The sequence below is a fragment of the Spirosoma sp. KNUC1025 genome (assembly GCF_045160025.1).
Lineage (GTDB): Bacteria > Bacteroidota > Bacteroidia > Cytophagales > Spirosomataceae > Spirosoma.
The window spans coordinates 74776-98682 of record NZ_CP087141.1 but is presented as its reverse complement, the minus strand read 5'-3'; the positions used below and the strand labels follow the sequence as shown (position 1 = coordinate 98682).

At 52.3% G+C, this 23907-nt stretch carries 24 protein-coding genes and 3 pseudogenes; 5 read left to right on the top strand and 22 right to left on the bottom strand.

Annotated elements, in window-relative coordinates; all coding sequences use genetic code 11:
• Positions 1–100: 100 nt before the first annotated feature.
• The 9 genes and pseudogenes from LN737_RS32345 to LN737_RS32305 form a co-directional block, all read right to left on the bottom strand.
• Positions 101–1824: pseudogene (locus LN737_RS32345) on the bottom strand (GMC oxidoreductase).
• A gap of 160 nt (positions 1825–1984) precedes the next feature.
• The gene (locus tag LN737_RS32340; RefSeq protein ID WP_231780395.1) at positions 1985–3187 is read right to left on the bottom strand and encodes a Gfo/Idh/MocA family protein; all 1203 of its coding nucleotides are present in this window, start codon (positions 3185–3187) and stop codon (positions 1985–1987) included.
• Position 3188: 1 nt separating this feature from the next.
• Positions 3189–4607, bottom strand: coding sequence for a Gfo/Idh/MocA family protein (locus LN737_RS32335; RefSeq protein WP_231780394.1), 1419 nt, complete (start codon positions 4605–4607; stop codon positions 3189–3191).
• Positions 4608–4634: 27 nt separating this feature from the next.
• The gene (locus tag LN737_RS32330) at positions 4635–5591 is read right to left on the bottom strand and encodes a phosphotriesterase (protein WP_231780393.1); all 957 of its coding nucleotides are present in this window, start codon (positions 5589–5591) and stop codon (positions 4635–4637) included.
• A gap of 44 nt (positions 5592–5635) precedes the next feature.
• The gene (locus LN737_RS32325) at positions 5636–7069 is read right to left on the bottom strand and encodes an FAD-dependent oxidoreductase (protein WP_231780392.1); all 1434 of its coding nucleotides are present in this window, start codon (positions 7067–7069) and stop codon (positions 5636–5638) included.
• A 1-nt stretch (position 7070) separates the two neighbouring features.
• A complete protein-coding gene (locus tag LN737_RS32320) occupies positions 7071–7958 on the bottom strand; it encodes a sugar phosphate isomerase/epimerase (RefSeq protein ID WP_231780391.1) in 888 nt (295 codons plus the stop codon).
• Positions 7958–8785, bottom strand: coding sequence for a sugar isomerase domain-containing protein (locus tag LN737_RS32315; RefSeq protein ID WP_231780390.1), 828 nt, complete (start codon positions 8783–8785; stop codon positions 7958–7960). Before LN737_RS32315 ends, LN737_RS32320 begins: the two co-directional genes overlap by 1 nt.
• A gap of 135 nt (positions 8786–8920) precedes the next feature.
• Complete coding sequence (locus LN737_RS32310) at positions 8921–9805, bottom strand: ROK family protein (protein WP_405520873.1); 885 nt, start codon at positions 9803–9805, stop codon at positions 8921–8923.
• 37 nt (positions 9806–9842) lie between these two features.
• Positions 9843–10631 carry an SDR family NAD(P)-dependent oxidoreductase gene (locus LN737_RS32305; protein WP_231780388.1) on the bottom strand — a complete coding sequence of 263 codons (789 nt, stop codon included), beginning with the start codon at positions 10629–10631 and terminating at the stop codon, positions 9843–9845.
• 206 nt (positions 10632–10837) lie between these two features.
• Between LN737_RS32305 and LN737_RS32300 the strand changes: the two genes are divergently transcribed.
• Positions 10838–11587, top strand: coding sequence for a GntR family transcriptional regulator (locus LN737_RS32300; protein ID WP_231780387.1), 750 nt, complete (start codon positions 10838–10840; stop codon positions 11585–11587).
• A gap of 55 nt (positions 11588–11642) precedes the next feature.
• Here the strand turns inward: LN737_RS32300 and LN737_RS32295 are convergent, their stop codons facing one another.
• The 7 genes and pseudogenes from LN737_RS32295 to LN737_RS32265 form a co-directional block, all read right to left on the bottom strand.
• Positions 11643–12017 carry a hypothetical protein gene (locus LN737_RS32295; RefSeq protein WP_231780468.1) on the bottom strand — a complete coding sequence of 125 codons (375 nt, stop codon included), beginning with the start codon at positions 12015–12017 and terminating at the stop codon, positions 11643–11645.
• Positions 12018–12155: 138 nt separating this feature from the next.
• Positions 12156–12272, bottom strand: a pseudogene (locus tag LN737_RS32290) (hypothetical protein); the annotation flags it as partial.
• A 55-nt stretch (positions 12273–12327) separates the two neighbouring features.
• A pseudogene (locus LN737_RS32285) lies at positions 12328–12765 on the bottom strand (cytochrome c peroxidase); the annotation flags it as partial.
• A gap of 26 nt (positions 12766–12791) precedes the next feature.
• On the bottom strand, positions 12792–13292 hold the full coding sequence (locus LN737_RS32280) for a porin family protein (RefSeq protein WP_231780386.1): 501 nt from the start codon (positions 13290–13292) through the stop codon (positions 12792–12794).
• Positions 13293–13419: 127 nt separating this feature from the next.
• Entirely contained in the window at positions 13420–14187 is a 768-nt protein-coding gene (locus LN737_RS32275) for a LytTR family DNA-binding domain-containing protein (RefSeq protein ID WP_231780385.1), read from the bottom strand.
• A 112-nt stretch (positions 14188–14299) separates the two neighbouring features.
• Positions 14300–15334, bottom strand: a complete 1035-nt coding sequence (locus tag LN737_RS32270) for a sensor histidine kinase (RefSeq protein WP_231780384.1) — start codon at positions 15332–15334, stop codon at positions 14300–14302.
• A 64-nt stretch (positions 15335–15398) separates the two neighbouring features.
• The gene (locus LN737_RS32265; RefSeq protein WP_231780383.1) at positions 15399–16073 is read right to left on the bottom strand and encodes a hypothetical protein; all 675 of its coding nucleotides are present in this window, start codon (positions 16071–16073) and stop codon (positions 15399–15401) included.
• Here LN737_RS32265 and LN737_RS32260 point away from each other — a divergent pair.
• From LN737_RS32260 to LN737_RS32245, 4 genes are all read left to right on the top strand, one after another.
• Positions 16072–16290, top strand: coding sequence for a hypothetical protein (locus LN737_RS32260; RefSeq protein WP_405520869.1), 219 nt, complete (start codon positions 16072–16074; stop codon positions 16288–16290). The two genes, LN737_RS32265 and LN737_RS32260, sit on opposite strands and share 2 nt — an antisense overlap.
• A 66-nt stretch (positions 16291–16356) precedes the next feature.
• On the top strand, positions 16357–16857 hold the full coding sequence (locus LN737_RS32255) for an Rrf2 family transcriptional regulator (protein WP_231780382.1): 501 nt from the start codon (positions 16357–16359) through the stop codon (positions 16855–16857).
• Between the two features lie 52 nt (positions 16858–16909).
• Positions 16910–17464 (top strand): alcohol dehydrogenase catalytic domain-containing protein, encoded by a 555-nt coding sequence (locus LN737_RS32250; protein WP_231780381.1) that lies wholly within the window; start codon positions 16910–16912, stop codon positions 17462–17464.
• Positions 17437–17871, top strand: coding sequence for a zinc-binding dehydrogenase (locus LN737_RS32245; RefSeq protein WP_370636606.1), 435 nt, complete (start codon positions 17437–17439; stop codon positions 17869–17871). The genes LN737_RS32250 and LN737_RS32245 overlap by 28 nt, the downstream gene beginning before the upstream one ends.
• 432 nt (positions 17872–18303) lie before the next feature.
• Here the strand turns inward: LN737_RS32245 and LN737_RS32240 are convergent, their stop codons facing one another.
• From LN737_RS32240 to LN737_RS32215, 6 genes are all read right to left on the bottom strand, one after another.
• A complete protein-coding gene (locus LN737_RS32240; RefSeq protein ID WP_405520867.1) occupies positions 18304–19272 on the bottom strand; it encodes a glycosyl hydrolase-related protein in 969 nt (322 codons plus the stop codon).
• The gene (locus LN737_RS32235) at positions 19269–20933 is read right to left on the bottom strand and encodes a hypothetical protein (protein WP_231780379.1); all 1665 of its coding nucleotides are present in this window, start codon (positions 20931–20933) and stop codon (positions 19269–19271) included. Before LN737_RS32235 ends, LN737_RS32240 begins: the two co-directional genes overlap by 4 nt.
• Before the next feature lie 119 nt (positions 20934–21052).
• Positions 21053–21973 (bottom strand): SIS domain-containing protein, encoded by a 921-nt coding sequence (locus LN737_RS32230; protein WP_231780378.1) that lies wholly within the window; start codon positions 21971–21973, stop codon positions 21053–21055.
• Positions 21903–22409 (bottom strand): EamA family transporter, encoded by a 507-nt coding sequence (locus LN737_RS32225; RefSeq protein ID WP_231780377.1) that lies wholly within the window; start codon positions 22407–22409, stop codon positions 21903–21905. The genes LN737_RS32230 and LN737_RS32225 overlap by 71 nt, the downstream gene beginning before the upstream one ends.
• Entirely contained in the window at positions 22310–22876 is a 567-nt protein-coding gene (locus LN737_RS32220; protein ID WP_405520864.1) for an EamA family transporter, read from the bottom strand. Before LN737_RS32220 ends, LN737_RS32225 begins: the two co-directional genes overlap by 100 nt.
• Before the next feature lie 103 nt (positions 22877–22979).
• Positions 22980–23903: an ROK family protein gene (locus tag LN737_RS32215; protein WP_231780375.1), complete on the bottom strand. Its 924-nt coding sequence runs from the start codon at positions 23901–23903 to the stop codon at positions 22980–22982.
• Between the last annotated feature and the right edge of the window lie 4 nt (positions 23904–23907).

Below are 23907 nucleotides of genomic sequence, written 5' to 3'. Positions count from 1 at the left end.
AAACAGATACCATTCTGTTTTTTCCCATCTTTTCGACAAGTAAATCTTGGGGAAGTGCCAACAAAAGCGCTGACAACGGACGAAGCCAGACTAGTGGCTACTAAAGCTTACCCGCTTTCAGCTGCCGGACAGCATAATCGGCCGCGCGGGCGGTCAGGGCCATATACGTTAACGAAGGATTCTGGCAAGCCGAGGAAGCCATACTGGCACCGTCTGTTACAAACACATTTTTGACCGAGTGTATCTGGTTCCATTTGTTCAACACCGACGTTTTGGAGTCAAGGCCCATGCGGGCGGTTCCCATTTCGTGGATGGCTAAACCTGGTGCCTGATGATTATCAAACGCAGCCGTGACTCGAATGCCAGCCGCTTCCATCATCGCTTTGGCTTGTTCGATGGCATCTTGGGTCATTTTGTCTTCGTTTTCTCCCCACGCGCAGTCAATGTCGAGTGTGGGCATACCCCACTGATCTTTGTTAGCCTGATTCAGCTTGACGTGATTTTCGTAGCGCGGCAGCATTTCGCCCATGGCAGTCATGCTGAACGACCACTCGCCCGGATGGGTCAAAGCCTCTTTGTAGTCAGCACCGAAACCCGCCACCGAATTGCCCCGCTCCCAACCGGCCCGGCCTCCCCCACAAGCGTAGGCATAGCCGCGAACAAAATCTTTCTGACTATCATTCAGTACGTTACGGAATCGAGGTACGTAAGTGCCGGTTGGCCGACGGCCGTAATAGTAGTTGTCATCCAGATCTTTGCCTTCGTAAACACCCGCTACCCGGCCCCGGTAATTGTGATCCATCAGGTAATGGCCCAGCGCACCGCTGTCGTTGCCTAACCCGTTGGGGAATCGGTTCGAGGTCGAATTGAGCAGCACCAGCGTGGAGTTGAGCGTAGCGGCATTCACGAAAACGATGCGGGCGTAATACTCGGTCATCTCTTTCGTGTTCGTGTCGATCACCCGAACACCCTTGGCTCTTTGCTTGACTTCTTCGAAAATGATGGAATGGACTACCGAAAATGGGCGAATGGTGAGTTTGCCGGTTTTGGCGGCTGCGGGCAATGTAGCGGAATTGCTGCTGAAATAGGCGCCATACAAACAACCTCGGCCGCACCAGTTGCGTGATTGACAATCGGCCCGGCCCAGGGCCAGATGAACGGGTTGCGCTTTGCTCAGATTGGCCGTCCGGCTGATGATCAGATGGCGATCAGCATACTCTTTTTCCAGGCATCGCGCACGCTTTTCTCAATGCAGTTCATCTCGAACGGTGGCAGAAATTCACCATCGGGCAAGGTCGACAGGCCGTCTTTATTGCCACTGATACCGGCAAATTTCTCGACGTAGCTATACCAGGGGGCTAAATCTGGGTAGCGAATCGGCCAGTCGACACCGTGACCGTCTTTCAGATTGTCTTCAAAATTAAACGGTGCCCAGCGTTGCGTCCAGCGCGCCCAAGACAGCGATTTGCCGCCCACCTGATACCCGCGAATCCAATCGAACGGTTTGGTTTGCTGGTACGGATGATCGGCGTCCCGGATGAAAAACTGCCCGGAATATTCATTGAACGCATAGCCTACTTTAGCCTGCGTCGGGCTTTTTCCGAGTACATCCAGCGGATAGCGGCCCCGATGGGTCATCTCCCAGGGACTCGACATGGTGGTTGGGTAATCTTTCACATGCTCAACGGGTCGGCCCCGTTCCAGCACGAGCGTTCGTAAGCCTTTCTGCGTTAACTCTTTAGCGGCCCATCCGCCACTAATACCCGAGCCGATGACAATGGCGTCGTACGTATTTTGCTGCGCGGCTTTTCCTATGAGGTTCATGAGATTGTAGGTTTAGGACAAGGGTTTTTCTGACAGGATTGATGGAAACTACCTGAAAATTAATTCTTTATCAGCCAAAACCCCTAAATCCCCTGAAGGGGACTTTATCTAAGAGCGAGCAAAGTCCCCTTCAGGGGATTTAGGGGTTCTTGGCAAAAAATCAATTCACATTAAGCAAATCTTTCTCCACAATTTTTCCACTCACTTTATCTTTCAGAATCAGTTTGTGGCGTCCGTCGTGGGTGATCTCTTCTTTGATCAGGTAAAAATCAGCGTCGTAGTCGGTCAGTGTTTTCTCGGACGACAAGCCTTCCTGCCCGCGCCAGACGGGTAGCTTCACCGGTTCCCATTGCTTCGACTCGGCCAAGCGATAGGCGGCATCCAGCACCGCGTTCACGACGTAGCCATCGTAGAAGGTTTCGGCGGGTTGCCGCCCTTCTTCACAGGATTTGAACATGTCGGTAAACATGTGATTGTAGCCCAAGTCGTTTACTTCGTCGCCAACCGGAAAGAGCCAGCCGGAGTTGGATTCGGCCTTTTCGGCTACGTAATCGGCACCTTTCCCGGAGGTGTACATATCGAAGCCCGTCCTCAAGAAGTTGTTGATCCAGATCGTGCCTTCAGTGCCCATGACCTCATCGCGCAGGTCCATCCCACCCCGGAACACCCAACTCACTTCGAACTGACCGATGGCCCCGTTTTCGTATTTTACCAGGGCAATGGCGTGGTCTTCCGCGTCGATGGGCTTCACTTGCGTGGCCGCCCAGCACATCACTTCAACGGGCCGAACATCCTTCCCGATAAAACTCCGGGCAATTTCCACACAATGGCATCCCAGATCGAGCATACAGCCGCCACCGGCCTGCTCTTTGTCCCAGAACCAGTTGGAGTGCGGACCGGGGTGCGCTTCGCGGGATTTGGCCCACAAAATTCGGCCCAGAGCGCCACTTTTAACGCTTTCCAGCGCTTTCAGAAACTTGGGCGAATAACATAAGTCTTCCAGATAACCACCAAAAATACCGGCCTCTTCCACGGCCTGCATCATGTGCAGCGCTTCGTCGGCGTTACGTCCCAGGGGTTTGGTGCAGACGACGTTCTTTTTGTGTTTGGCGCACAGCAATACGGCTGCCGCATGGAGGTTGTTGGGCAGGGCAATGCACACCATCGTTACGTCGGGGTGGGCAATGACGGCCTCCATATCCGTCGACCAGATGGCGCAACCGTAGTCGGCCGCAAATTTTTGGGCCGTTTCTTCCCGGCGGGCGTAGATGGCAATGACGCGGTCGCGGCTGCGTTGCCCGTGGAGAGATTCGGCGTAGAAGCGACCAATGAAGCCGCCCCCAAGCATGGCAATTCGTTGCATATCAGGTGGTTTTATTCAGTTTCATGCCAACGGGGTCCCAATTGATCACCTTTTTCTGCTCGGCGCTCAGGTTTGCCGCCAGCGAGGGCGCAGCCGCCCGCAAGCCAAATTCGGCGTCTTCCTTTACCAGCGACGGGTTGTTTTCCCGAATGGCATTAAAGAACACAATCATGTGATCCAGCCGGTCGTCGTAGCCAGCCGGGGTATTGAACGTAACGGCAGGTTCGTTCTGTATTTGCCGGGTAAACTGCCCCGCCGGGTATTTCTGGTCATACTGGCGAATGAACTCGTCCTGCATTGTCTTTGGATAGGTAAACAACGCATCGTACCCGGTACTATACATTGGCGCGTTGGGCCGTTTGAGCCGGTTCATAACAAAGGAGTTCCAGCCAATATCAATGACGCCCTCCGTTCCAACCAAACGCGTATGAATGTCGCCACCGGCACCCGTTGCCAGATTGACCCGCGTGGTAAACTGAAACGACGGATTTATATCGGTCTTTGGATAATCCATAATCGCCGTAACCAGATCATAGGCATCCCGGCCATCTTTCCAGTAGTTCAGATCGCCCAGCGCAAAAATTCGGGTTGGCCCCTGCGATCCGGTAATGGTGTGTACACCCGTCAGTAGGTGAACAAATAAATCGCCAGCCACACCCGTTCCATATTCTTTGTAGTTGCGCCAGCGGAAAAAGCGTTCGGCCTGAAAGGGTCGTTTGGGCGCATCGCCCAGGAACCGATCCCAGTCCACGTCTTTCGGGTCGAGATTCGGCGGCAGCGTATATTGCCATGCACCCAGCGCATCCGTCCGGTCCAGAAACGTTTCTACGGAGGTCAGTTCGCCGATATCACCGGCTTCGTATCGTTTTTTGGCCTCCAGCACAGCCGCACTGCTTGCCCGCTGGCTACCCACCTGAAAGACTTTTCCCGATTTTTTGTGGGCATCGATTACCGCTTTGCCTTCGTCGATATGGTGAACCATCGGCTTTTCGCAGTAGACGTGCTTGCCCGCCTGAAGGGCCGCAATCGAGATTTTGTCATGCCAGTGATCGGGTACGCAAATCAGGACAGCATCGACGTCTTTTCGGGCCAGCACTTCCCGATAGTCGCGGGTTGTGAAGAGGTCGTTGCCCCACACTTCTTTTGCCCGAACGAGCCGCGGATCGTAGAGATCGGCCACGGCAACAACTTTTGTTCCGGGTACTTTGAGGGCACAATCGAGGTCATAATGGCCGATGATCCCCGCACCAATAAGACCAATATTGATCGTATCAGCCGCTGAACGGGGTTTTAGCGGGGTCATGAGGTGGCCTGAACCAGCCCGCATGCCCAGTGCTTCGGCATTTACCAGCGACTCACCACCCGCCAGCAAGGCGGTGGTGCCACTTAGTTGTCGGAGAAATTTACGTCTTGAATTCATCGGTATAAGGGTAAGGGTTGTGTTGGTTTACAAGGATTTAATAAAGCTGTATAAAGCCGTTGGGTTGTCGATCATCAGGCGATGCCAATACTCGATGAGGCCGCGTCGGTCGAGTTCGTCGCGGAAAGTTGTGAGCAGATACGTTAAACCCGGTGAGCCGCCGTAGGAACGCCAGTACGTGTTTCGGGCGGCATCCATCCCGACCGTGATCTGGTCAGGAAAATCAGGGAGCAGCGTTTCCAGCAGTCGATACGTCCCGTTTTCTTCTCCTTTTTTCCACCGAAAGGCGCTGTCAAATTCAACCCGAATGCCCGTTTTCAGAATCTCCCGATGGTACGTTACGTCCTGACAGCGATCTACATGTGAGATGACAACGTGACATAGATCAGCACCCAGTTTGGCGAACAGCTCGGCCTGCGCCAGCGCATGACGACCCGCATTGCTATGGGTCAGAATCGGCACGCCTGTATCGCGATGCGTGTTGACCACCGCCCGAAAAATCAGTTCCTGATGCGGACTTATCAGATCATCGCCAGTAGCCAGTTTGATCATCCCGGCTTTGTGCGGAGTTCGCTCCACGACCGGCCCATTGTAATCATTCCGGTCAATTCCTTCCTCAACATCGGCAATGAACAGCCGCGTCAACTGATCTTCAGAATACTGATACCGCCAGTGTGAAAGCGGGTAATATTGTTCCAGATGAATCCCCGTTGGCGCTACAATCTGGATACCGGTTCGGCGCGATACCTCCGCCAGTTTCAGTACGTTCCGGCCGCAGTTAGCGGGCATGGTATCAACCATCGTTCGTCCGCCAGCCGCGTACACCTGTGAGAGTTCGGCAGACACTTTATCGACATCGTTCAGCTGGAAATCCGGATTCGCCAGCGTCGGAAAGCTTTCCTCAATGATGAGGTGCTCGTGGGCGTAGGTAATGCCAGCCTGCGCGGGTGGAATATCGCCCAAAACAGTTCGAATAAACGTCATATTCTGGCTGGGCCAAGCTCCAGCTTGGCCCGTGATTAACATAGTTAGTTCTGTACACGGGCCAAGCTGGAGCTTGGCCCGGCCGTGATGTGAACATTACTTCTCCAGCCATTTCTCGACGTATCGGCAACCGTATCAGGAATGTCCAGAATGGCTCCCAGCGCCCGTAAATCCTGTTGAAGCAGCTTCGTTGTCAGTCCATTAGCGGTTTCGTCGTTTCGGAGTGATTGCACAGCCGCCAGTCCGGCCGCCTGCCCCATCGACATGGTTTGGGCCATGGAGCGGCACGACGCATGGGCATCGTGCGTGGCCGAAAAACACCGGCCTACGACCCAAACCGTCTGGCTTCCTTTGGGTACAATCGTGCCGTAGGGAACGCCGTAGACGCCAGAGCCGGGAATGTACTCCCAGTACGTTTCGTCGGCTCCGCTGGCATCGTGTCGGTGATCTTCGATAGGTGCTCCGCAGAGAAAAATACGGTCGTCGGGTAGCAGTCCCGCCAGGCATTCGGCCTTTGTTAGGCGGTGTTCGCCGTAGACGCGCCGGGTTTCGCGAACGCCAATCTGATGCGATAAGCCAATGATATTCGCGTTTTGATAACCGGGTACGTCGTCCCGGAAAAAGGCCTCGTACACAAATGCCTGCCGTCGTCCTTCGATCTCCGCTTTGGTCAGTTCGTCGGCATTCAGCGCCGAAAGTCCGGCCACTTTCACCGCTACGGTCGAAATACACTTTTGGGCGTTCATCTCGTGGGCCGACCCTTCTTTGCGGGGCAAGGGGTGGCGTCCGCTGGTAACGGCCTCTTTCATTTTCTGGGCCAGCATCTTTTTCCCACCTTCCCGCTCGTATTCGTCCAGTTCGACATTGCTCATGCGAAACGTAGTCGTCAGGCTTTGGGCGGGTTCGTTCTCTCCGGCAATCTCGTAGGCAAAGCCCGCCAGATGGCAGAAATCAGCATCACCCGATGCGTCGATGACCCGTTGGGCCAGCACCTTCTGAAAACCGCCTTTATTCCAGAAAATACAGGCATAGCACTCGCCTTCTGTGGCTACGTCGATCAGCGTGGTATGCAGGAGGTACCGAATACCCTGTTGCTGAATTAACTGATCCCAGATGAGTTTCAGACGTTCGGGATTGTAGTTCACCCCGGTGCCGGCTCCGTAGGTATTGGGTCGCAGAAACACCGCGCCAACTTTATCCAGTTCATTAACGATACGGTCGGGCCAGCCGCCCACGATTTTGCGCGGTCCGCCGTTGCGGGACGTAGCGCCGGGCGTAAAAAAGCCGTAGAACGTATCGAGCATCTGGGTAGACGTACCACCCGGAAACCCGTACCGCTCGACCAGCATTACCGACAGACGTTGATCGCGAGAGGCCGCCGATAGTGCAGCCACGCAACCCGCCGAACCCGCCCCAATAACCAGAATATCGGTTTCGGCCAGCAGTGGAATGTGGAGATGATTGAAAACGGTTGCCATCTTATACACCAAACTGTTTTTTTACCACTTGTCGACTCATTTTCAGGCTGTCACGAATGGGCCGGGTGGGCTTGTACCCATATGGAAAAGCCAATTCGACAGTCATATCGCCCGTATAGCCAAGCTGTTTCAACTGGCGAGCAATCGCTCCGAAGTCCATAATGCCTTCGCCCAGCGCTTCCGACCAGACACCCGTCCAAAGGTGGTCGCGCAGGTGCATGTACACGATTTTATCGGCATAGGTTTTCAGGAATGTAGGCACGTCGACTTTGGCCTGAAACAGCCAGTCGAGGTCGGGACCGAGGGCTATGCTGGGTACCCGTTGCAGGGTATTGGTCAGGTCATACAGTCCGTCGGCAACCTCATAGGTATGGTTGTGCAGGTTGGGCAGTACGTTGTACTGCCTGCCAATGGTCTGAATCTTTTTCAGCGTCTCGGCCTGTATGTCAAACTCCTCAGGGGTCTTTTTACGTCTAGCATCACCGACTGATATGCCCAGTACACGCCCTTTTAGTTTGGCAATCCGTTCAATGATTTTCCCCGCGTTATCTACATTTTCGGCCTGTTTATTTTTGTCCCACATGCTCTGCCCATGCGATGCCCCAATCAGCGATACGCCGGTTTTCTGCATCAGATCGCCAATTTTCGCGACGGAATCATCATGGTGTAAGGCTACATCCATCAATTCAATGCCGTCAAACCCGGCGTATTTCACATCGGCAAAGACGTTGTCGAGCACTGAAAAACAGTCATACTTCGGCATATCGGACGAGAATACCCATACATGAGCACTCACCAGCGGTTTTTGATGGGGCATATCCGCAAGCGACACCTGTTGAGCGAGGGCCAACGACCCGGCCGCCGTTCCTAAAAATGTGCGTCGGTTCATTATAGATGCTCTGGTGTAAGGGTATCTGCCTGATCGCTTACGTAGGACGGTATGCCCACGTTCTGGTATAGTCTGGCGAGCCGGTGGGCGTGTTCGTCATAAGCACTTTCGAACAGCGTAACGGCCTGCTCCGAACCGACCACGTTGGCTGCGGATAAGACGTTTGGCGGATGCCCGGCCTCGGTAAGCCGTTGGGCTGTTTCGGCTTTGATGCAGTTTACGACCACCGCCCCGCCTACGGTCGAACCCGGCGCTACGGGTGTATCCAGACCCGGAACGGTAATCATGGCATCGCCAACGGGCGCGCCCGTGTCCAAAATCAGGTCGGCAAAGTCGCTTAATTTTTTACCATCAGCTCGTTTGCTGGTGCTTTTGTCAGCGTGTTGTTTGGTGATCAACGCCACGACCTTTACTCCCTTTTGCTGAAATAATTCAGCCATTTCGATGGGCACTACGTTACAGCCACTGGACGAGATAATCAGGGCTGAATCCAGATTCGAGAGGTCGTAATTACGCAGGATACGCTGGGCCAGTCCCGGTACGTTTTCCAGAAACATGGCCTGCCGCTGTCCGTTAGCCCCGACTACGAGGTTATGAAACGAAAGTGATAGCTCGACAATGGGATTGAAACCCGGAAACGACCCGTAGCGCGGCCACATTTCCTCGACCATAATCCGGCTGTGGCCACTACCAAACAGATGCACCATACGTCCGGCGAGAATGGTCTGGCTAAACCAGTCGGCGGCTTGCTGAATGGCTGGCGCCTGCGCTTCGATGGTGTTCAGCAAAGCCCGGCTCTGCTGGATGTATTGTGATGTGAGGTTCATGATTTATAGATTGATAGTCAGGACTTGTCAAGATTGGTCAGAAATTGTCAAAGGTGGTCAAGGTTGGTCAGATGTGGTCAAGTCCTGACAATCCCTGACTATTCTTGACCACTCTTGACAATCCCTGACTCTTTTTCACTCTTTCAAAAAAGCCGCAGCACCGATAGCCCCGGCCCAGTCCTCGAAATAAGCTTTACGTATCGTCACCTGTTTACCCGCCGGTCGCCATTCAAACAGATCGAAAAAGGTTTGAAGCGGGTCCATCAATGCCTGGTCTGCCTGCATGATACCGCCACCCAGCACCACTACCTCAGGCGAAAACGCATTGGCGAGCGAGGCCAGTGACACGGCCAGTTGCCGAATCGACGTTAGCCAGACCTGAGTGGCCAGCGCTTCACCCTGCCGGTAACCATCGACCAGTTCATGTGTGGTCTGGTAGCGGCCAAACGACCGCCGACCCACCGTTACGTTGCCGATGGCGTCTTCCAGACTACCCGGCATGTTGGTAATGTCGGGGTGCACACTATCGGCATGGATGGTTGTATGTCCGAGGTGACCCGCCATCTGGAAGAACCCCTGATAAAGCTGTCCGTTCAGCAAGAGGCCGCCCCCTACTCCTGTACCCAGCGTGAGCATCAGACCGTGCCGCACACCGGTCAGCGCACCAAATCGGGCTTCGGCCATCAGGGCGGCATGGGCATCGTTCAATACCCGAACGGGTTTGCCCAGATAGGCCGACCAGTCGAATCCTTCCAGCCCCTGCAACCGGCCCGGCATGCAGGCAATGGCGGTATTATCGGGCGTCGGCAAACCCGGTGCCGACAGACCAATGCCCTGAATCGGTTCGGCGGTCTGCTGGCTCAACGCCTGAGCGGTATCCGCCACTGCCCGTTGCCAATTCGCATTCTCGCCGTCGCCGGTTGGGGTAATCAACTGATGGAGAACCCTTCCTGTAGCTGTATTAATCAGCACACCTTTGATACGTGTTCCGCCTAGATCAATGCCTATTGCCTGACTCAATTTGGTTACTGAGTTATTGGTTATCATTAACTAATCACTAAATCTGTCCTTCGCTGACGCTCCAGCCGCCATCGACTGACAGCACCTGCCCTGTGGTAAACTGGGATGCGTCGGACAGAAAGTAGACAGCAGCGCCATCAAGATCACCGGGTTGGCCAATGCGCCCACCATCCAACGGCTGCTTGGTCTGGATAAACGACAAAATCGTATCATCCTGAGCGGCCCGCTGGGCCATTGGTGTTTCGACCAGCGCCGGAGCCAGTACATTGATCCGTATATTGTTCGGTGCGTAATAAGCCGCAATTGATTTGGTGAAGCCAATAACCGCCGATTTAGTGGCAGCATAGGCATGGGTAGCGAAATAGGCGGGCGAAGGTCGTGAGCCCAGCACCGAACCCATGTTCAGAATAGTACCGCCGATCCCCTGTTCCAGAAACGCCTGCACAGCCGCCTGGTTGGACAGCATAAGCGATGTCAGATTTAACGAAAACGTGTAATTCCATCCGTCGATACTCAGTTCATGGAGCGGGCCATCGCCATAGCGTCGGCCGCTGCCGCCCGCTACATGGTATAGCCCATCGAAGCCCCCGAATGTTTCCTGACAGCGTTCAATAGCGTTACGTGCCGTAGCTGGATCAGTGGCATCACCACTAATGGCAATGCCTTTACTGTGTAATTGCGCTTCGGCCAGTCGGCCATTTTGGGCATCCCGCCCGACTACGATAACCGATGCCCCTTCTTCGACAAAAGCCTTTGCCGCCGATAATCCCAGACCGGTTGTTCCGCCGATGATCACAATTCGTTTCTGTTCTAACCACTGACCCATCGCATCGAATTTGTTGCTTTCTATTTACTGTGCCGAAGGTAGGAACAATATCTAAAAAATCAAATAACTTATTATAATAAGTTACAAAATAACTACCTAATATTTTGTATTACAACAGTTTATATTTTCAATAATCTATACTTTATTAGGAGTCAGCAAGGACATAGCATAGGAATTATTCCTGATGTATTATCTTTATCAGCCATATGACCGACCAGCCCAACCGTATTCCTCAATACCAGTACTTATATGAAATACTCCGGCAAGATATTATCCGGGGTGTGTTCAAAGCGGGTGATTTATTGCCTTCCGAAAGTGTACTTCAGCAGCAGTACCGGCTAACGCAGCCCACCATTCGGCAGGCGCTTTCGTTACTGGTTCAGGAGGGGTATATTCGGAAACATCAGGGGAAAGGCAGCATCGTACAAGCCATTCCAATTGGCCTGGGTGTCATGTCGCTGAAAACACACTCCGTGAGTGCCGATGAGAAAACGGCCGTTGCGGAAGAGCTTTCACCGGAGTTGATCACAACGGCAATTCTCACCAAACCGTACCTGTGTCCATTCCCCGAAGAGCTGTTGTTTTACCCGACCGATGAAGCGCCAGAGGCTACGTACTATTGTCTGGATCGGCTTCGCTCCGTCAATGACACCCCCGTGTTTTATGAAAAGCTGATCTTGCCGAATCGGTACCTGCCCAATTTCCCGCGTCAGCGGCTGACGAACCGTTCGTTTTTCGACCTGTTGCGCACAAAATACGGTCTGGTCGTTACGGGGGGCGAGCAGAAAATTCAGGCCTTAGCCGCCGACGCGCTCATAGCCCGTCAACTTCAGGTAGAACCGGGCAGTCCCGTTCTTCGACTGGAAAAACGAATTGACACCAACAAGAGTGACTTCAGTTTTTATTCGCTCCTCTTCGCCCGCACCGACCAGTTTTTGCTACAGGGCCGGTTCTGATACGTTTTTTAACCACAGAGGGGCAGCAATTACACGGAGTTCATGGAAATTGTTTTCACTGAATTTTTCCGCCTACCGACAATCCACTCGGCACCTGGGTCGGAACAGATCTGTCGAAGGTATCGTCAGTAAGGGCGTGCAAAAATTCGATCAGGTCGTTGCTTCGGGTTACGCGGGGACGTAGCAGCGAGTCCAGTTGGCTGATCGATACGTTCGCGTTCAGTTGAGTACCATCTTTCACCTGGTCGTAAAAGACCAGCACCTCCGAAAGCGACTGAAGCTTCCCACTATGCATGTAGGGAGCTGTGAGCGTTACATTACGTAGCGTTGGGGTTCGAAAGGCATACGTATCGTTCCGGCCTTTATCGGAATTGTTCAGCTTTTCGTTATCGATTACTCCCAGCACATGCGTTTTGTAGTCGGTAAACATTGGGCCATTGTGGCAGGTAGTACAGCCGTTCTGAATGAACAGAACCATACCCCGTTTCTGCGCTTCGGTCATGGCCGATCGGTTGCCTCGCTGGTAGCGGTCGTAGGGTGCATTGTTCGCCAGTAAGGTGCGTTCGTAAGCGGCAATTGCTTTCCCCAGATTCTGCGCCGTGACTGCGTTTGCCCCACCAAATACCGACGCAAACGACGTTCGATACGTGGGAATGGCACGCAGCGCTAGCCTCAGAGAATGCATTTCCCCGCATTTCTTCAAAAGCCGCAATCGGCATCAGCGACTGGGCTTCCAGCGACTTCGCCCGCAGGTCGAAGAACATAGGCGCTGTGGCCGGATCATAGCTCCCCTTTGTGTCGAGCCCGTTAAACGCCACATTCAGGAGGGTTGGGGCATTTCGTTTGGTGTGAGGCATATTGCTTCCCACTCCAAACCGACGCTGCTGCCCCTGCCCTTCTCCACCCACGCCAATGGGTAAATCCAGGCCGTCAGCATAGCCAAATGCTGGGTTGTGACAGGTGGCGCAGGCTACGTCTTTATTGCCCGACAAAACCGGGTCGTAGAACAGCAGTTTACCCAACGCCACTTTTTCGGGAGTGCGTGGATTGTCGGCAGGGTCGATGACGGATTGGGGTAGCGCACTGAAATTCTGGTCTGGGTTCACGTCCAGTTCCGTCGACTGGCATCCGTATACCGATGCAACAAACAGACCAGCACTCACCAGTAGCGCATACATTTTGAGCGATTTCATACAAGATTGATTCAGAACGTGTAGCCAACCGAAAAAGCAATGTTGTTACGTATCGTAGTGGCGCCGGACTCTGGCTTGATCAGCACCCGGTTTTCGAGGCCCAGAACGTAGTGCGACCTGACCCGGAACGTAATACCGACCGTGGCCGAAGGAATGATGTTGCGGAAGGTTTCATCGAGACTGTAGTCGGTGAATCGAACCCGCATCCGTTCGCTCCAGTACTGCGCCCCTACTCCAACCGTTGCGCCAAACGCTTTCTGGGACTGGTAGTGGTAGCCCATCTGAACCAGGCCAATCGTAGCGGTAAACGCACTGGTCGATTTCTGAAAAAAATGGGCGTATCCAGCCTGCACGAACAGCGCATTACGTGAGCCATTGAGCGGCCTGGCGACTTCGGCCCGTAGCCCGGTACCGAGAAAGTACAGACTGGATTTTGCGAGTTGCGGATTAACCAACCCATCTACCCACAGGGTGTACTTGAGCGGTTGCTGAGCAAGTGCAGGTGTAGCCAAAGCAACTAATGCAAGGAAAAAAAGAGAGTTTTCATGGTTTTATCGATGAATGAGGCACAAGCGGAAACCGCAAGCCGATTGAAGGCCTGTTTGGTGATTGCACATTGTTAGGGAGTTAGGTGTTATTTTACCCGTCTAACCAGGCTTTGAACGCGGGCGCTTTCTCCCGGCTGACGAGTACGTCCTGCGGTGTTTCAGGCCTCAGGTCAACCTTGAGCTTGCCGTTGAAATAGGTATGAATTTTCTGGATAGCCGTCACCTGCGCGATGAACTGCCGGTTCAGCCGAAAGAACTGAAGCGGGTCGACGAGCGTTTCCAGTTCCTCCAGCGTGTAATCCACAAGGTACTGCCGCCCATCGCGACCGACCAGGCAAGCCAGCTCATTCGCTGTGTAGAAATACGCCACCTGCTCCTGCGAAATCGGAATAAGCTGCTCCCCGTTTTTCACCAGAAAGCGGGTTTTGTGCGTTCGGCGGCTCATTTCCAGGCTGTCGAGGAACGATTCTACTTTTTTGGCGTAGGCCTGGGGCGAAAACTCCTGCTTCAGCGTTTCATATTTCTGGATAGCCGCGGCCAGTTCAGGCAGTTTGATCGGTTTCAGCAGATAGTCGATGCTTTTGACCCGAAATGCTTTGATGGCGAATTCATCGTAGGAAGTCGTGAAAATGATGGGGCTATGCGCCGGGAAAGCCTCAAAAATCTCGAAACTTAAGCCGTCGGAAAGCTGAATATCCGCCAGAATCAACTCCACGGTCTGACCTGCAGCAAACCATCGTTTCGCCGAGGCAACGCTATCCAGTACGCCCACAATCTCGACACGGAAATCCAGCTTGCGGATCAGTTTTTCGAGCCGTTCGGCGGCCGGATATTCGTCTTCGATGATCAGGGCTTTCATTTGTTCAATGAGCGAAGGAGTGATTGAGTGAATGAGCGAAGGAGTGAAAGAATGATTTGTGAATAGTAGACGCTGGGGTTTTCATTCACTCATTCGCTCTTTCAATCTTTCGCTAATTCAGTAAGAGCGGAATCTTAACGGTAAACAGGCCGCCGGTTCGGATGATCTCCACCTGCCGGTCGGTGAGCAGACTATATCGGTTGATGATGTTCTGCAAACCTACCCGCGTCGACTCTTCCCGGTTGGAGTTCCGGAGAATGGTTTTCTCCTGAATATTATTTTCAATGACGAGGTACTGGTTTCCCTCCTGTTGAATCCTGATTTTCAGCGGGTTTTCTTTCGAAACAACGTTGTGCTTGATGGCATTCTCGATGAGCATCTGCAAACTCAGGGGCGTAACGTACTGCCGATAGGCTTCCGGCGAAAGCTGCTTTTCGACTTGCAGATTATCCCGAAACCGAATTTTGTTGAGGTACACATAGGCATCCAGAAAAGCGATTTCTTCTTCCAGGGGCACTGTATTCTTGCTGCGGCTGACCAGTACGTAGCGGTACACATCCGACAAGCGTTCGAGGTACTGCTGTGCGTCGATGTTCTCATCATCGATCAGGGCGGCCAGCGTGTTCATGCTGTTGAACAGGAAATGCGGATCGAGTTGATTTTTCAGCACCTCCAGTTGCGACTGTACACTTTCACGAGCGAGCGACTCTGTCTTTCGAACGTTCAATTTCCAGGCCTCGAAAAAATAAATGGCTTCGTAGATCAGATACACCAATACCGTAGGAATCAGGCTCATACGAAATCCAATAAACAATTCATCGTGATGAAGAATGGCCTTACACAAGATCTGATCCAGCAGAAACGTGGCCACCAGCGTATATAACAGGCCAATAACCGCTTCGGTTAGTAGCCGCCGGGTTGTCTGGCTGTACGTTGGAAAAGCACGACGGGCCTGTACAATAATTAACCGATTTCCTTCCCACAGTGTCAGCGTAGTGCAGACAGAAATGAGCAGATAGATACCAAATGTAGTGTTGAGCTGCCGAAAATCATCGAAGTGCTGAATAGCCGGAACCACTATACTAAAGAGCGGTATACCAACCAGCCGGAATTTACCGTCATTTAATGTATAGGGTGTTGCTTCCATTGATTTTTGCCGGAAAGAACCGGAATACGAGGGCACTGAAAGATACGATTTTCTACCATACTGATTAGTTTTTACGAAAGCCAAAGGTGTAGCCAATCGTTACGTTGGCCAGCAGCCCGTTCGTACCCGGAAACCCCTGCGAAGCCGCTTTATACGTTTCCGTTCGGTTCGTCGCTTTGCTGACGTAGGTTAGTTTATTGTTGTCCAGTGAACTCCAGATATTGGGCCAGAACCGAACGCTTGGCATAATCAGGATGCCCGCCAGCGCATTATTCTGTCGGAGAAATGGATAGTAGCGGTAGTAGGCACCTACCCCAAGCGTAACGGTCTTGTATTTAGTCAGTAGGGTGCTGCCAGCCTCCGCCTGTCCGTTGTAATTTACTTCGTAATAATGCAGCTTCGGTTCAAACCGAATATCAAACGTGGGCGTAATGCGATAACCAATCCCAATGCCCAGCGAGGAGGTTAGTGTTTCGTTGAGCTTCTGATCCTGGGCGACCAGTGAAGCTGCACTACCCGACAGGCCAATATTGAAGCCATGCGAGTAATCGAAGACCATCCGTTTCGTGGTGTATTCAGCCTGAACATTATAGCCGCCCAGTAAAAGCTGGCTAATACCTCCACCCAGCGTAAAGCGGTTGGAATACGGAAAGCCGGTCCGGCGGGAAGGTTGATTTTGAGCGGAAACCGACAAACTGAATGCTAGTAAAGCGATGAACGTGATTGGGATAGTTTTCATGATCTTCCTATGTTTCGTTAGCGTTATTTTTCTTATTGCCGAATCAAAACTGGCGAAAGAACAAGCGCAGCAAAAGCGGTTCGGGGGCGAAACGTCGGTATTCCAGGGGCGAAACGTTCGTAAATCGGGGGTAAACCGAATGGCCCGGTCAGGTCTTTATTCACCGAACTGGTTCAGTATGTGTGGGCCGTGGTTTAAGCATGCCGAAGCCGGATAAATTAATTCTGACTAATTGAAACTATTTTTATTACAATATCATTTCCTACCAACCAAGCACTTTCCAATGAGCGGCAATTTCCTGACAGCGATTCACATTATGACGTATCTAGCGTACCCTGGCAATTCGGGTGCGTCAGGTGATCATATTGTGTCCTTTGTGAACTATGCAGAAAATGGCCTCAAGCGAGTTACTTCCGACGAAATTGCCGGCGTTTTGAATACAAACCCAGTTATTATCAGACGATTACTAGGGCAGCTAAAAGAGGCTGATCTGGTTATCTCGATCCGTGGTAAAGTGGGGGGTTATCAACTGGCAAAGTCCGCTACAGCTATTTCTCTGCTCGATGTGTTCCTGGCTGTTGAGGGCGACAGGGTTGATTTCTTTGCGCTGGCTCACCGCGATAACCGCCCCGGCTGCAGCCCCATAGCCAACAGTATCCAGCAGACCTTGCATCCAATTTTCGCACAATCCCTTGCCGCACTCAAAAACGATTTGGCGCACTATTCCATTGATGGTGTGTTGAGTACGTCATTGGGTCGTCTGGAGACAGACCAAACTCAATAAAACTTTGCCCTTAAATGTAACAAAAATAGTTTCAATTCAATAAACTAATCCCATGAAAGCGATTCAATTTTCTGAACACGGCGAGGCCGATGTGTTACAGTTTGTAGACGTACCAACACCCCGGCCCCAGGCGGGTGAGATCCTGATTAAGGTAGCCGCAGCCGGTGTCAATTATGCCGATGTATTGCAACGGAAAGGCACCTACCCCTATCCGGTTACCTTGCCGTTCATTGCAGGTTACGAAGCAGCAGGTGTTGTTGATACCCTTGGCGAGGGTGTCACGAATCTCCAGCCTGGCCAGCGTGTGATGGCCATGATCCCGAATGGAGGTTACGCCGAATATGCCATTGCCAAAGCCGAACAGGCGATTCCTCTACCCGATGGATTGGGTGATGCCGAAGCAACGGCCCTGCTGGTACAGGGAATGACGGCGGTGGGTTTGCTTCACACGGGTCAGTACGAATCGGTGTTGATGCTGGCCGCAGCCGGTGGTGTTGGCTCAGTGTTGGTCCAGCTAGCCAAAAAGCAGGGTAAGCGTGTTATTGCCGCGGTGGGCAGTGAAGAAAAAAAACGCAGGTTCTGGAACTGGGTGCCGATGCCGTTGTAAGCTACCGGAACGCTGACCGCGCCGATGCCGACTGGGTACAGCAGGTTCTTGATGCAACCGACGGCAAGGGTGTGTCAGTTACGTTTGATGCAGTCGGCGGGAAAGTTGGCTCAGATGCATTGAAAGCCCTGGGAGTAGGTGGAACCGGTGTGATTTTTGGTTCGGCCAGTGGTGAACCGACCATGTTGGCCGGGCAGCAACTTGTTGGACAAAGACAGTCGGTAAGGGGCTACACGCTCTTTGCGGATGTGGCAAAATTCGGTGAGTATGCAGGCGAATTGTTTAGTGCTTACCAGGCAGGTAAGCTCAAACTGCTGGTAGAAACGTACCCCTTTGCCGACGTACTAACGGCACACCGGGACATGGAATCACGCCGGACGCAGGGCAAAGTGGCGTTGATTTTTTGAGTACTTAAGCCATGGTGTTATTCACGGTTAATTACCGAAATAACCCCGGCTATTTATCTTGCTTGACAACTAAGTCGGTCAGTTACGGATGAATTTTGTCGCATTATCAATTCATCTGGCTCAATTGAAGAGTAGTAGGTTTTGTCTACGTTGTTCTGGTCTTTGAAGAAATCTCAAGCAAATCGTAGTAGAAGTAGACATTGAGCCAAAAGCCGTAGTCGTACTTCTGATGCAGGGAAGCAGGCTGTTTTTCAGGCTGTCAAACATATGTCGGTAAGCTACTGCTGTGATTTAGTGTATTCAGACAGGCAAAAGTTGCAAATGAAATAGGTAGATAGATTTGATGCCTTTCCAGAAATTTCTGACATTCTGGCAACATCAGCGTCTATTTCATAGCCAGAGCCATAGAACACTATAGTCTTGTTCTGCTTTTTACAACTTAACCCGAATAAGGTACGTTTTGAGTTGGCTGGGAGCAAACTGTACGTTTAGCCCGCCTTTGATCGGCCTTAGCGCACGTTCGTTGGTTTCGATATGCGTCGTTTGCCAGGCCCGGCTCATGGGTTTAGTCAACCGGATGGTTGGTGTAAGGGCGGTATTCGTCAAGTTCCAGAATCGGGCAATCAGCCCCTGATTGATCCCTTCCTCACTGGGCTTCAGGCTCCAGAGTACTACGTTCCTGTCAGAAAGATTCAGGAATGAAAACGTCTTCGCCGGGTACGTATCTACTGAACCTGTCACGGCGCCCGTTACCAGCGGGTTCTGATGTTCCAGTGAGAACCGCATAGCCGACAGGGCATCGAACGATGATGTGTGGGTCGCTAACGCAAAGTGGTACCGAAAAGCTGTTGCCCCGTTTTGCTTCAGAATCCCTAGATTCTCACCGTCGACCTGACCACCAGCCAATGCGTTCAGTTGGGGCGATTGCTCCCAGAGCGAGTCGGCAGTACTTTGTCCTAATTTAAAAAAACTGCAATCCTGATTAGACAGCGTTACGCCATAGCCTGGCTCACTAAGATCAGCGAAGTGATTGAACGTCAGCCAGTCGTAGCGGGCGTTTTGTGCGGCATAATGTCCACCACGCGTTTCTTTTCTGGCCGTCAGAATGGCTCCCAGTTCTTCATGGCGGGCCGTTGGCTTTTTGAGATTCAGCGAAAACGACCACGTTTTCACATCGCTGAAGTTAGCCTGGATGCTATCCTCAATGTCGATGCGGGGCGATCCCGCGGTGCGGCTATTCTTAAATAAGGTTACCCGAACTGTATGCGCAATTGGGTCATTGGAAACGGCCTTGAGCGAAACGGATACAGGGCCTTCATTTTCAATAACAATTGGATTTCCGGTATCCGGGTTAACCGTTCCCAGATCATTGAACAACCGGCCATCTATCGACTGAATCAATTTTCGATTGGCCGCCCGCAAGTCCACCAGATCACTGATAACGCCTGATTTATGGAGCCGAAGCCGGTAATATTGATTCTGAATAAACTTCGATCCGTCTGGCCCGCCGGTACGTCCCCATCCGTTACCTGTGCCGCCCGTGGTTTTGGGGTTGGCTTTCCCGGCCGGATCTCAAAAACGGTATAGCCCACCGACGGAATATTTTCAGCCCAGATGCGCACGTATTGAACACCACCCTGGCGAATGACCTGACTGGCCACTTCTTTATTGGTCGACAGATCGACTACCGTCACTGGGGTCGTTCCGGCAAACGGAAAATCCGCTACGTCGCTACGTACCCAACTCAGGGCATTGAACACGTAGAACCGGGGCAGACTGGCCGCGCTGAGGTGCCGACCCAACGAGCGGATCGAGCGACTGTAGAGCGTATCGACATAGCCTGTAATTTGTCGCTGGAGTTTGGTTTGCCAATCGGCTCGCTCTTTCCGCGAAACAGGGCCATCGGCCGTCCAGTCGTGTTCCCAATAGAGCCCATACGCATCCCAGGCCAGCTTTCGGGTGGCTGTCAGGTCGGTAGCGAACGTGCTGTCTTTCAGCGAAACCAAGGTAGCAAGCGCTTCGGCAGTACGGAGTTTCTCCGTCGAACGGCGTACCTGCGCCGTGGTTTCGTTCATTGATGCCGGATATAAATCCCACTCGTTGCCAAACGAAACGGATTGGGCAGGTATGTTTTTGTACGTTCGCTCGATGTCCTGAAAAAAATCGACCTCATTCGATACACGGACTTTTCGGAATGGAGTTGTTGTTTGCTGTGCTGCGGTGGTAAAAACGGGCGAATTATAGGTTTCCAGATCATCCCAACCATAGCCAAACGCCCCCGCTACGTTGTAGGGATAGGCCGAGTTGGGCGAGAGGGTGTCGCACATGGCTTCCAGCACCGAAACACGGCTTATAACGTCGGAAAGAGGGTTTTTAACTTTTTTTTCAGTACGTGCCTCAGCATAACCGCCAATATCGACGGAGGTTGGATAACGGTTGTACCATTTCATCAGCACACTCCGCTTATCGAATCCCATGTACCGATACAACTGATGCTTTCGTACGCTCAACCGGTTCTGGATTCGGGACGCACAGGCACACACGCCCCGCCAGCTATAGCTTGCCCCCGAACCGGCCCAAAGTGAACTCAGACCCAGCGGCAGGGTCTGGTTCTCCATACATACCGCCATCGGGAAGCGTAAATTATACTGCCGTTCGAGACTACCGGCATAGTACATACCCCGCAGTACGGCCTCGGTGGGTTGCCCGCCATACGTACTGACCAGTGAATTCAACGGGCTGCTGATATGGCCCGACCTGATATATCCCATCAACCGGTCGAACTGCGCGGGTGTGCGGAATTTCTGATACGTTCTCAGCCAGTAACTGCCATCACAATTCCAGCGGGATTGAAAATCGGGCGCATTATTTTTCGTTGAATCAATCTGATGGATGTAGTAATCCAGCATCCTGACAAAAGCCGAATCATACTGCGCTTCGGTACCTGTCCACATATAATCGGTGTGATCGTCGTTGGCCAGGTAAATACGCTTCACCGGCTGAGCGTGAAGACTAAAAACCGAGGTTACCAGAAGAAGGGTGGTTAAAATAGCTGCTTTCATACCTGGATGAACACTTGTTTTTAAACACAGAGAAACGAAGGTTATACAGAGATCACAGAAAAGAGAACCAAAACTCTATGACCTCTGTGTCATCTCTGCCTCTCTGTGTTTAACCTCCATCAATTCGCTTCTGTCACTTTCCCTCCGACCACAAACGTTTCGCCGATGTTCAGTTTTTCGGCCAGGTAGTAGGCCATAAAATTGAATGGAATGATGTTGTGGAGTACCGAAAAATTTTCGTCGCTCTCGACGGTTTCGACCGTGAACACATGCGCGCCCGCCTTCGCAATCATGTCCGACAAACGTAGCGTTCGTTCGTAGGCTTCCCCTTTCGCCAGAACTTGAATGACGATACTGTCTTTAGCGGTTTCCTTCGGGCCGTGATCGTACTGCGCCATGGGCAGTCCATGAAAATTCAGCTTCGTGCTTTCGCTCAAAATCAGGGCAGCTTCGTAGGCTGTAGCAATATTGGGTCCGCTGCCGGTAATGTACATGCCGTGTATTTTGTGCTGGTTCAGCACCGCGAGTACGTCGTTGGCCAGTTGTTCGCCCAGTTTGCGATAGTACTCAAATCGGTCAGTAAGCAACGCAATGGATGCATCGGGTGAGAAACCAAAGCCTTTAAACAAGGCGACCAACGTATTGACGTAGGTTTTCGACGACGAATAGTGCTCCTCCCCCGCCCTGATGGGCAGTACCTGAGCTACATTCGGCGCGGTGCATAAGGCGCTGCCCGTGTAATTAGAGACAGCTACGTATTGATCGAATAGCTCGCGGCACCAGAGCGCTTCACTGCTCCGGCCCGACTGCGATAAGATGACCGCCAGCGGGGCTTTTTTGCCTTTGGCCAGGTAATACACATACTCCGAAGCCAGTTCGGGAAAAATAGGCAGGCCCATGTACTTGAACGCCAGCGGAGCAAAATACGACGAGCCCATGCCCAGGTAGGGTACATTCAGCGGCAAAGCGTCAACCGGGCTGTTCAGTACGTCGTTCGCCCGGGCGAGAATTTCCAGAATCTCGGTTAGGATTGGGTTCATAAGGGTTTTGTTTTGTAGAGACCGGTTTCTCATAGGATAAGGTCAATGCGCCGACAATAGCCAGTGCAATACCCAGCGATTCGATCAGGGAAAGGCTCTCGTTCAGGAAAAGTATCGCCAGTACGATCGTAAAAACGGGTTGTAAGGCACCAGCAATTGTAGTCACTTTGGATGCTTTTCCTTCGGCGCTGTAGGCCGCAAAACTAGCCAGTACGCCAAGGCCATTGAGCATACCTGCCAACGAACCGAGTACCACTGTTTTCGTGGACATAGCAAAGTCAGCCCAGCCAGCGATAACAAACACGAGGGCAATCAGTACTGACGAAACGATAAAGCTCACATACGACCATTCGGCTGAAATATAGTTAGTTGTCTCTTTCTGGGCTGCACTAAATACCCCCAGAAAAACAACGCCACCAGCGAATACAGCAGCCACGGACGCAGGCCAATAGTCTGAAAAAAAGCGGCTGGGTTGTCGAACAACAGCGATTCGCCCGAAAGCATGACCACGGCGGGGATAGCCAGCAGTATCCCAATAGCGTTGATCCAGTTCAGCTTTTCCTTGAAAACCAGCAAGGCTATCCCGATGGTGACGAGTGGATACAGATTTGTTACCGGAATCACGATAGCGGCAAGTCCACCCGCCGTAAAGGCCTGATAGACGGCTACATTCCCCGTTACGGCCAGCACACCCGCCACCAGTCCCCATACGATACCCCGTCGGTCGGGGGTTACGGTTTTGACTTTTTTGATCACCAGCGGCAGGGTCAGAAGCATGCCTACGCTAAACAGGAGGTGATTCGTAAATGGACTGACATCATCGGAAATCAGCTTGGCTACTACCCCCAGGTTCCCCAGAAAAAAGCGGCCGCAATCGAATATAAAATCCAGTGTTTCATACAAATTGAATGAGCGAAAGTGCGAAAGAATGAAAGAGTGAAAGTGTGCATGGATGGCATCTAATTCTTGTTGACGCGCCAGCCCGCTCTTTCGCTCATTCGCTCTTTCACTCTTTAAAAAGTGCAGCACTGCCCAGAATACCCGCCTGCTCTTCCAGTTCCGAAATAAGAACGGTGGTTTTATAGGCTTTGTAGGGACGTAGTAAACTGGACGTGTACAATTGGTCTGTTTCGTTTTTGCTGAGTCCTTTGGCAATACCTCCGCCCAAGACAATGACGTCGGGTGCGTAGAGGTTTATGTAATTATCGATGCCGGTTTTCAGGTAGTCGATGTACTCGTCCACTATCGCTTTGGCGACCGTGTTCCCGCTATGTTTTTGGGCAAAAATCGACTCGGCAGTCAGCGGTATCTCCGGGTACTGCTGCAACCAGCCCCGGCGGGCTGCAATTCGGCCAATTCCCGCTCCAGAAACCAGCGATTCAAGGCAGCCCGTTTTGCCACAGTAACAGACAAAATCGTTGGTGGTAATGGTCATGTGGCCGCCCATATGAGCAAATGGCAGTTGTCCATCGAGCTTCCCGTCGATCGTAAAACCAATGCCCAGACCCGTACCCAGGGTGAGTACCAGAATACGAACAAAGCCCCTCCCCTGTCCGTAAATCGCTTCGCCAAGGGCCACAACGCGCGCATCGTTGTCGAGCAAACAAGGCAAATCGTGCTGTTGCTGAATATGAGCAGCCAGCGGATAATCTTCCATAAATTCCAGAAATCCATACGTAGAGTCTACGGTTCCGTCGGCAAAGACAAAGCCCGGTACGCCCATTCCTACTCCCACCAGAATAGCCTGTTCAGTAGCCGCCTTGCGTTTAAACTGACTGATCGCTTCGCCAATGGTTTTCAAGAATTGATCAGCGTCTTTGGTTTCGGTTGGGGTAATCAGTATGCCTTCCACCTGTCCGGTGTCCAGATTTACCAACCCGATTTTGGTTCGGGTCCCTCCAATGTCGATGCCGATTGCGAGCGTTTTCAAGTAC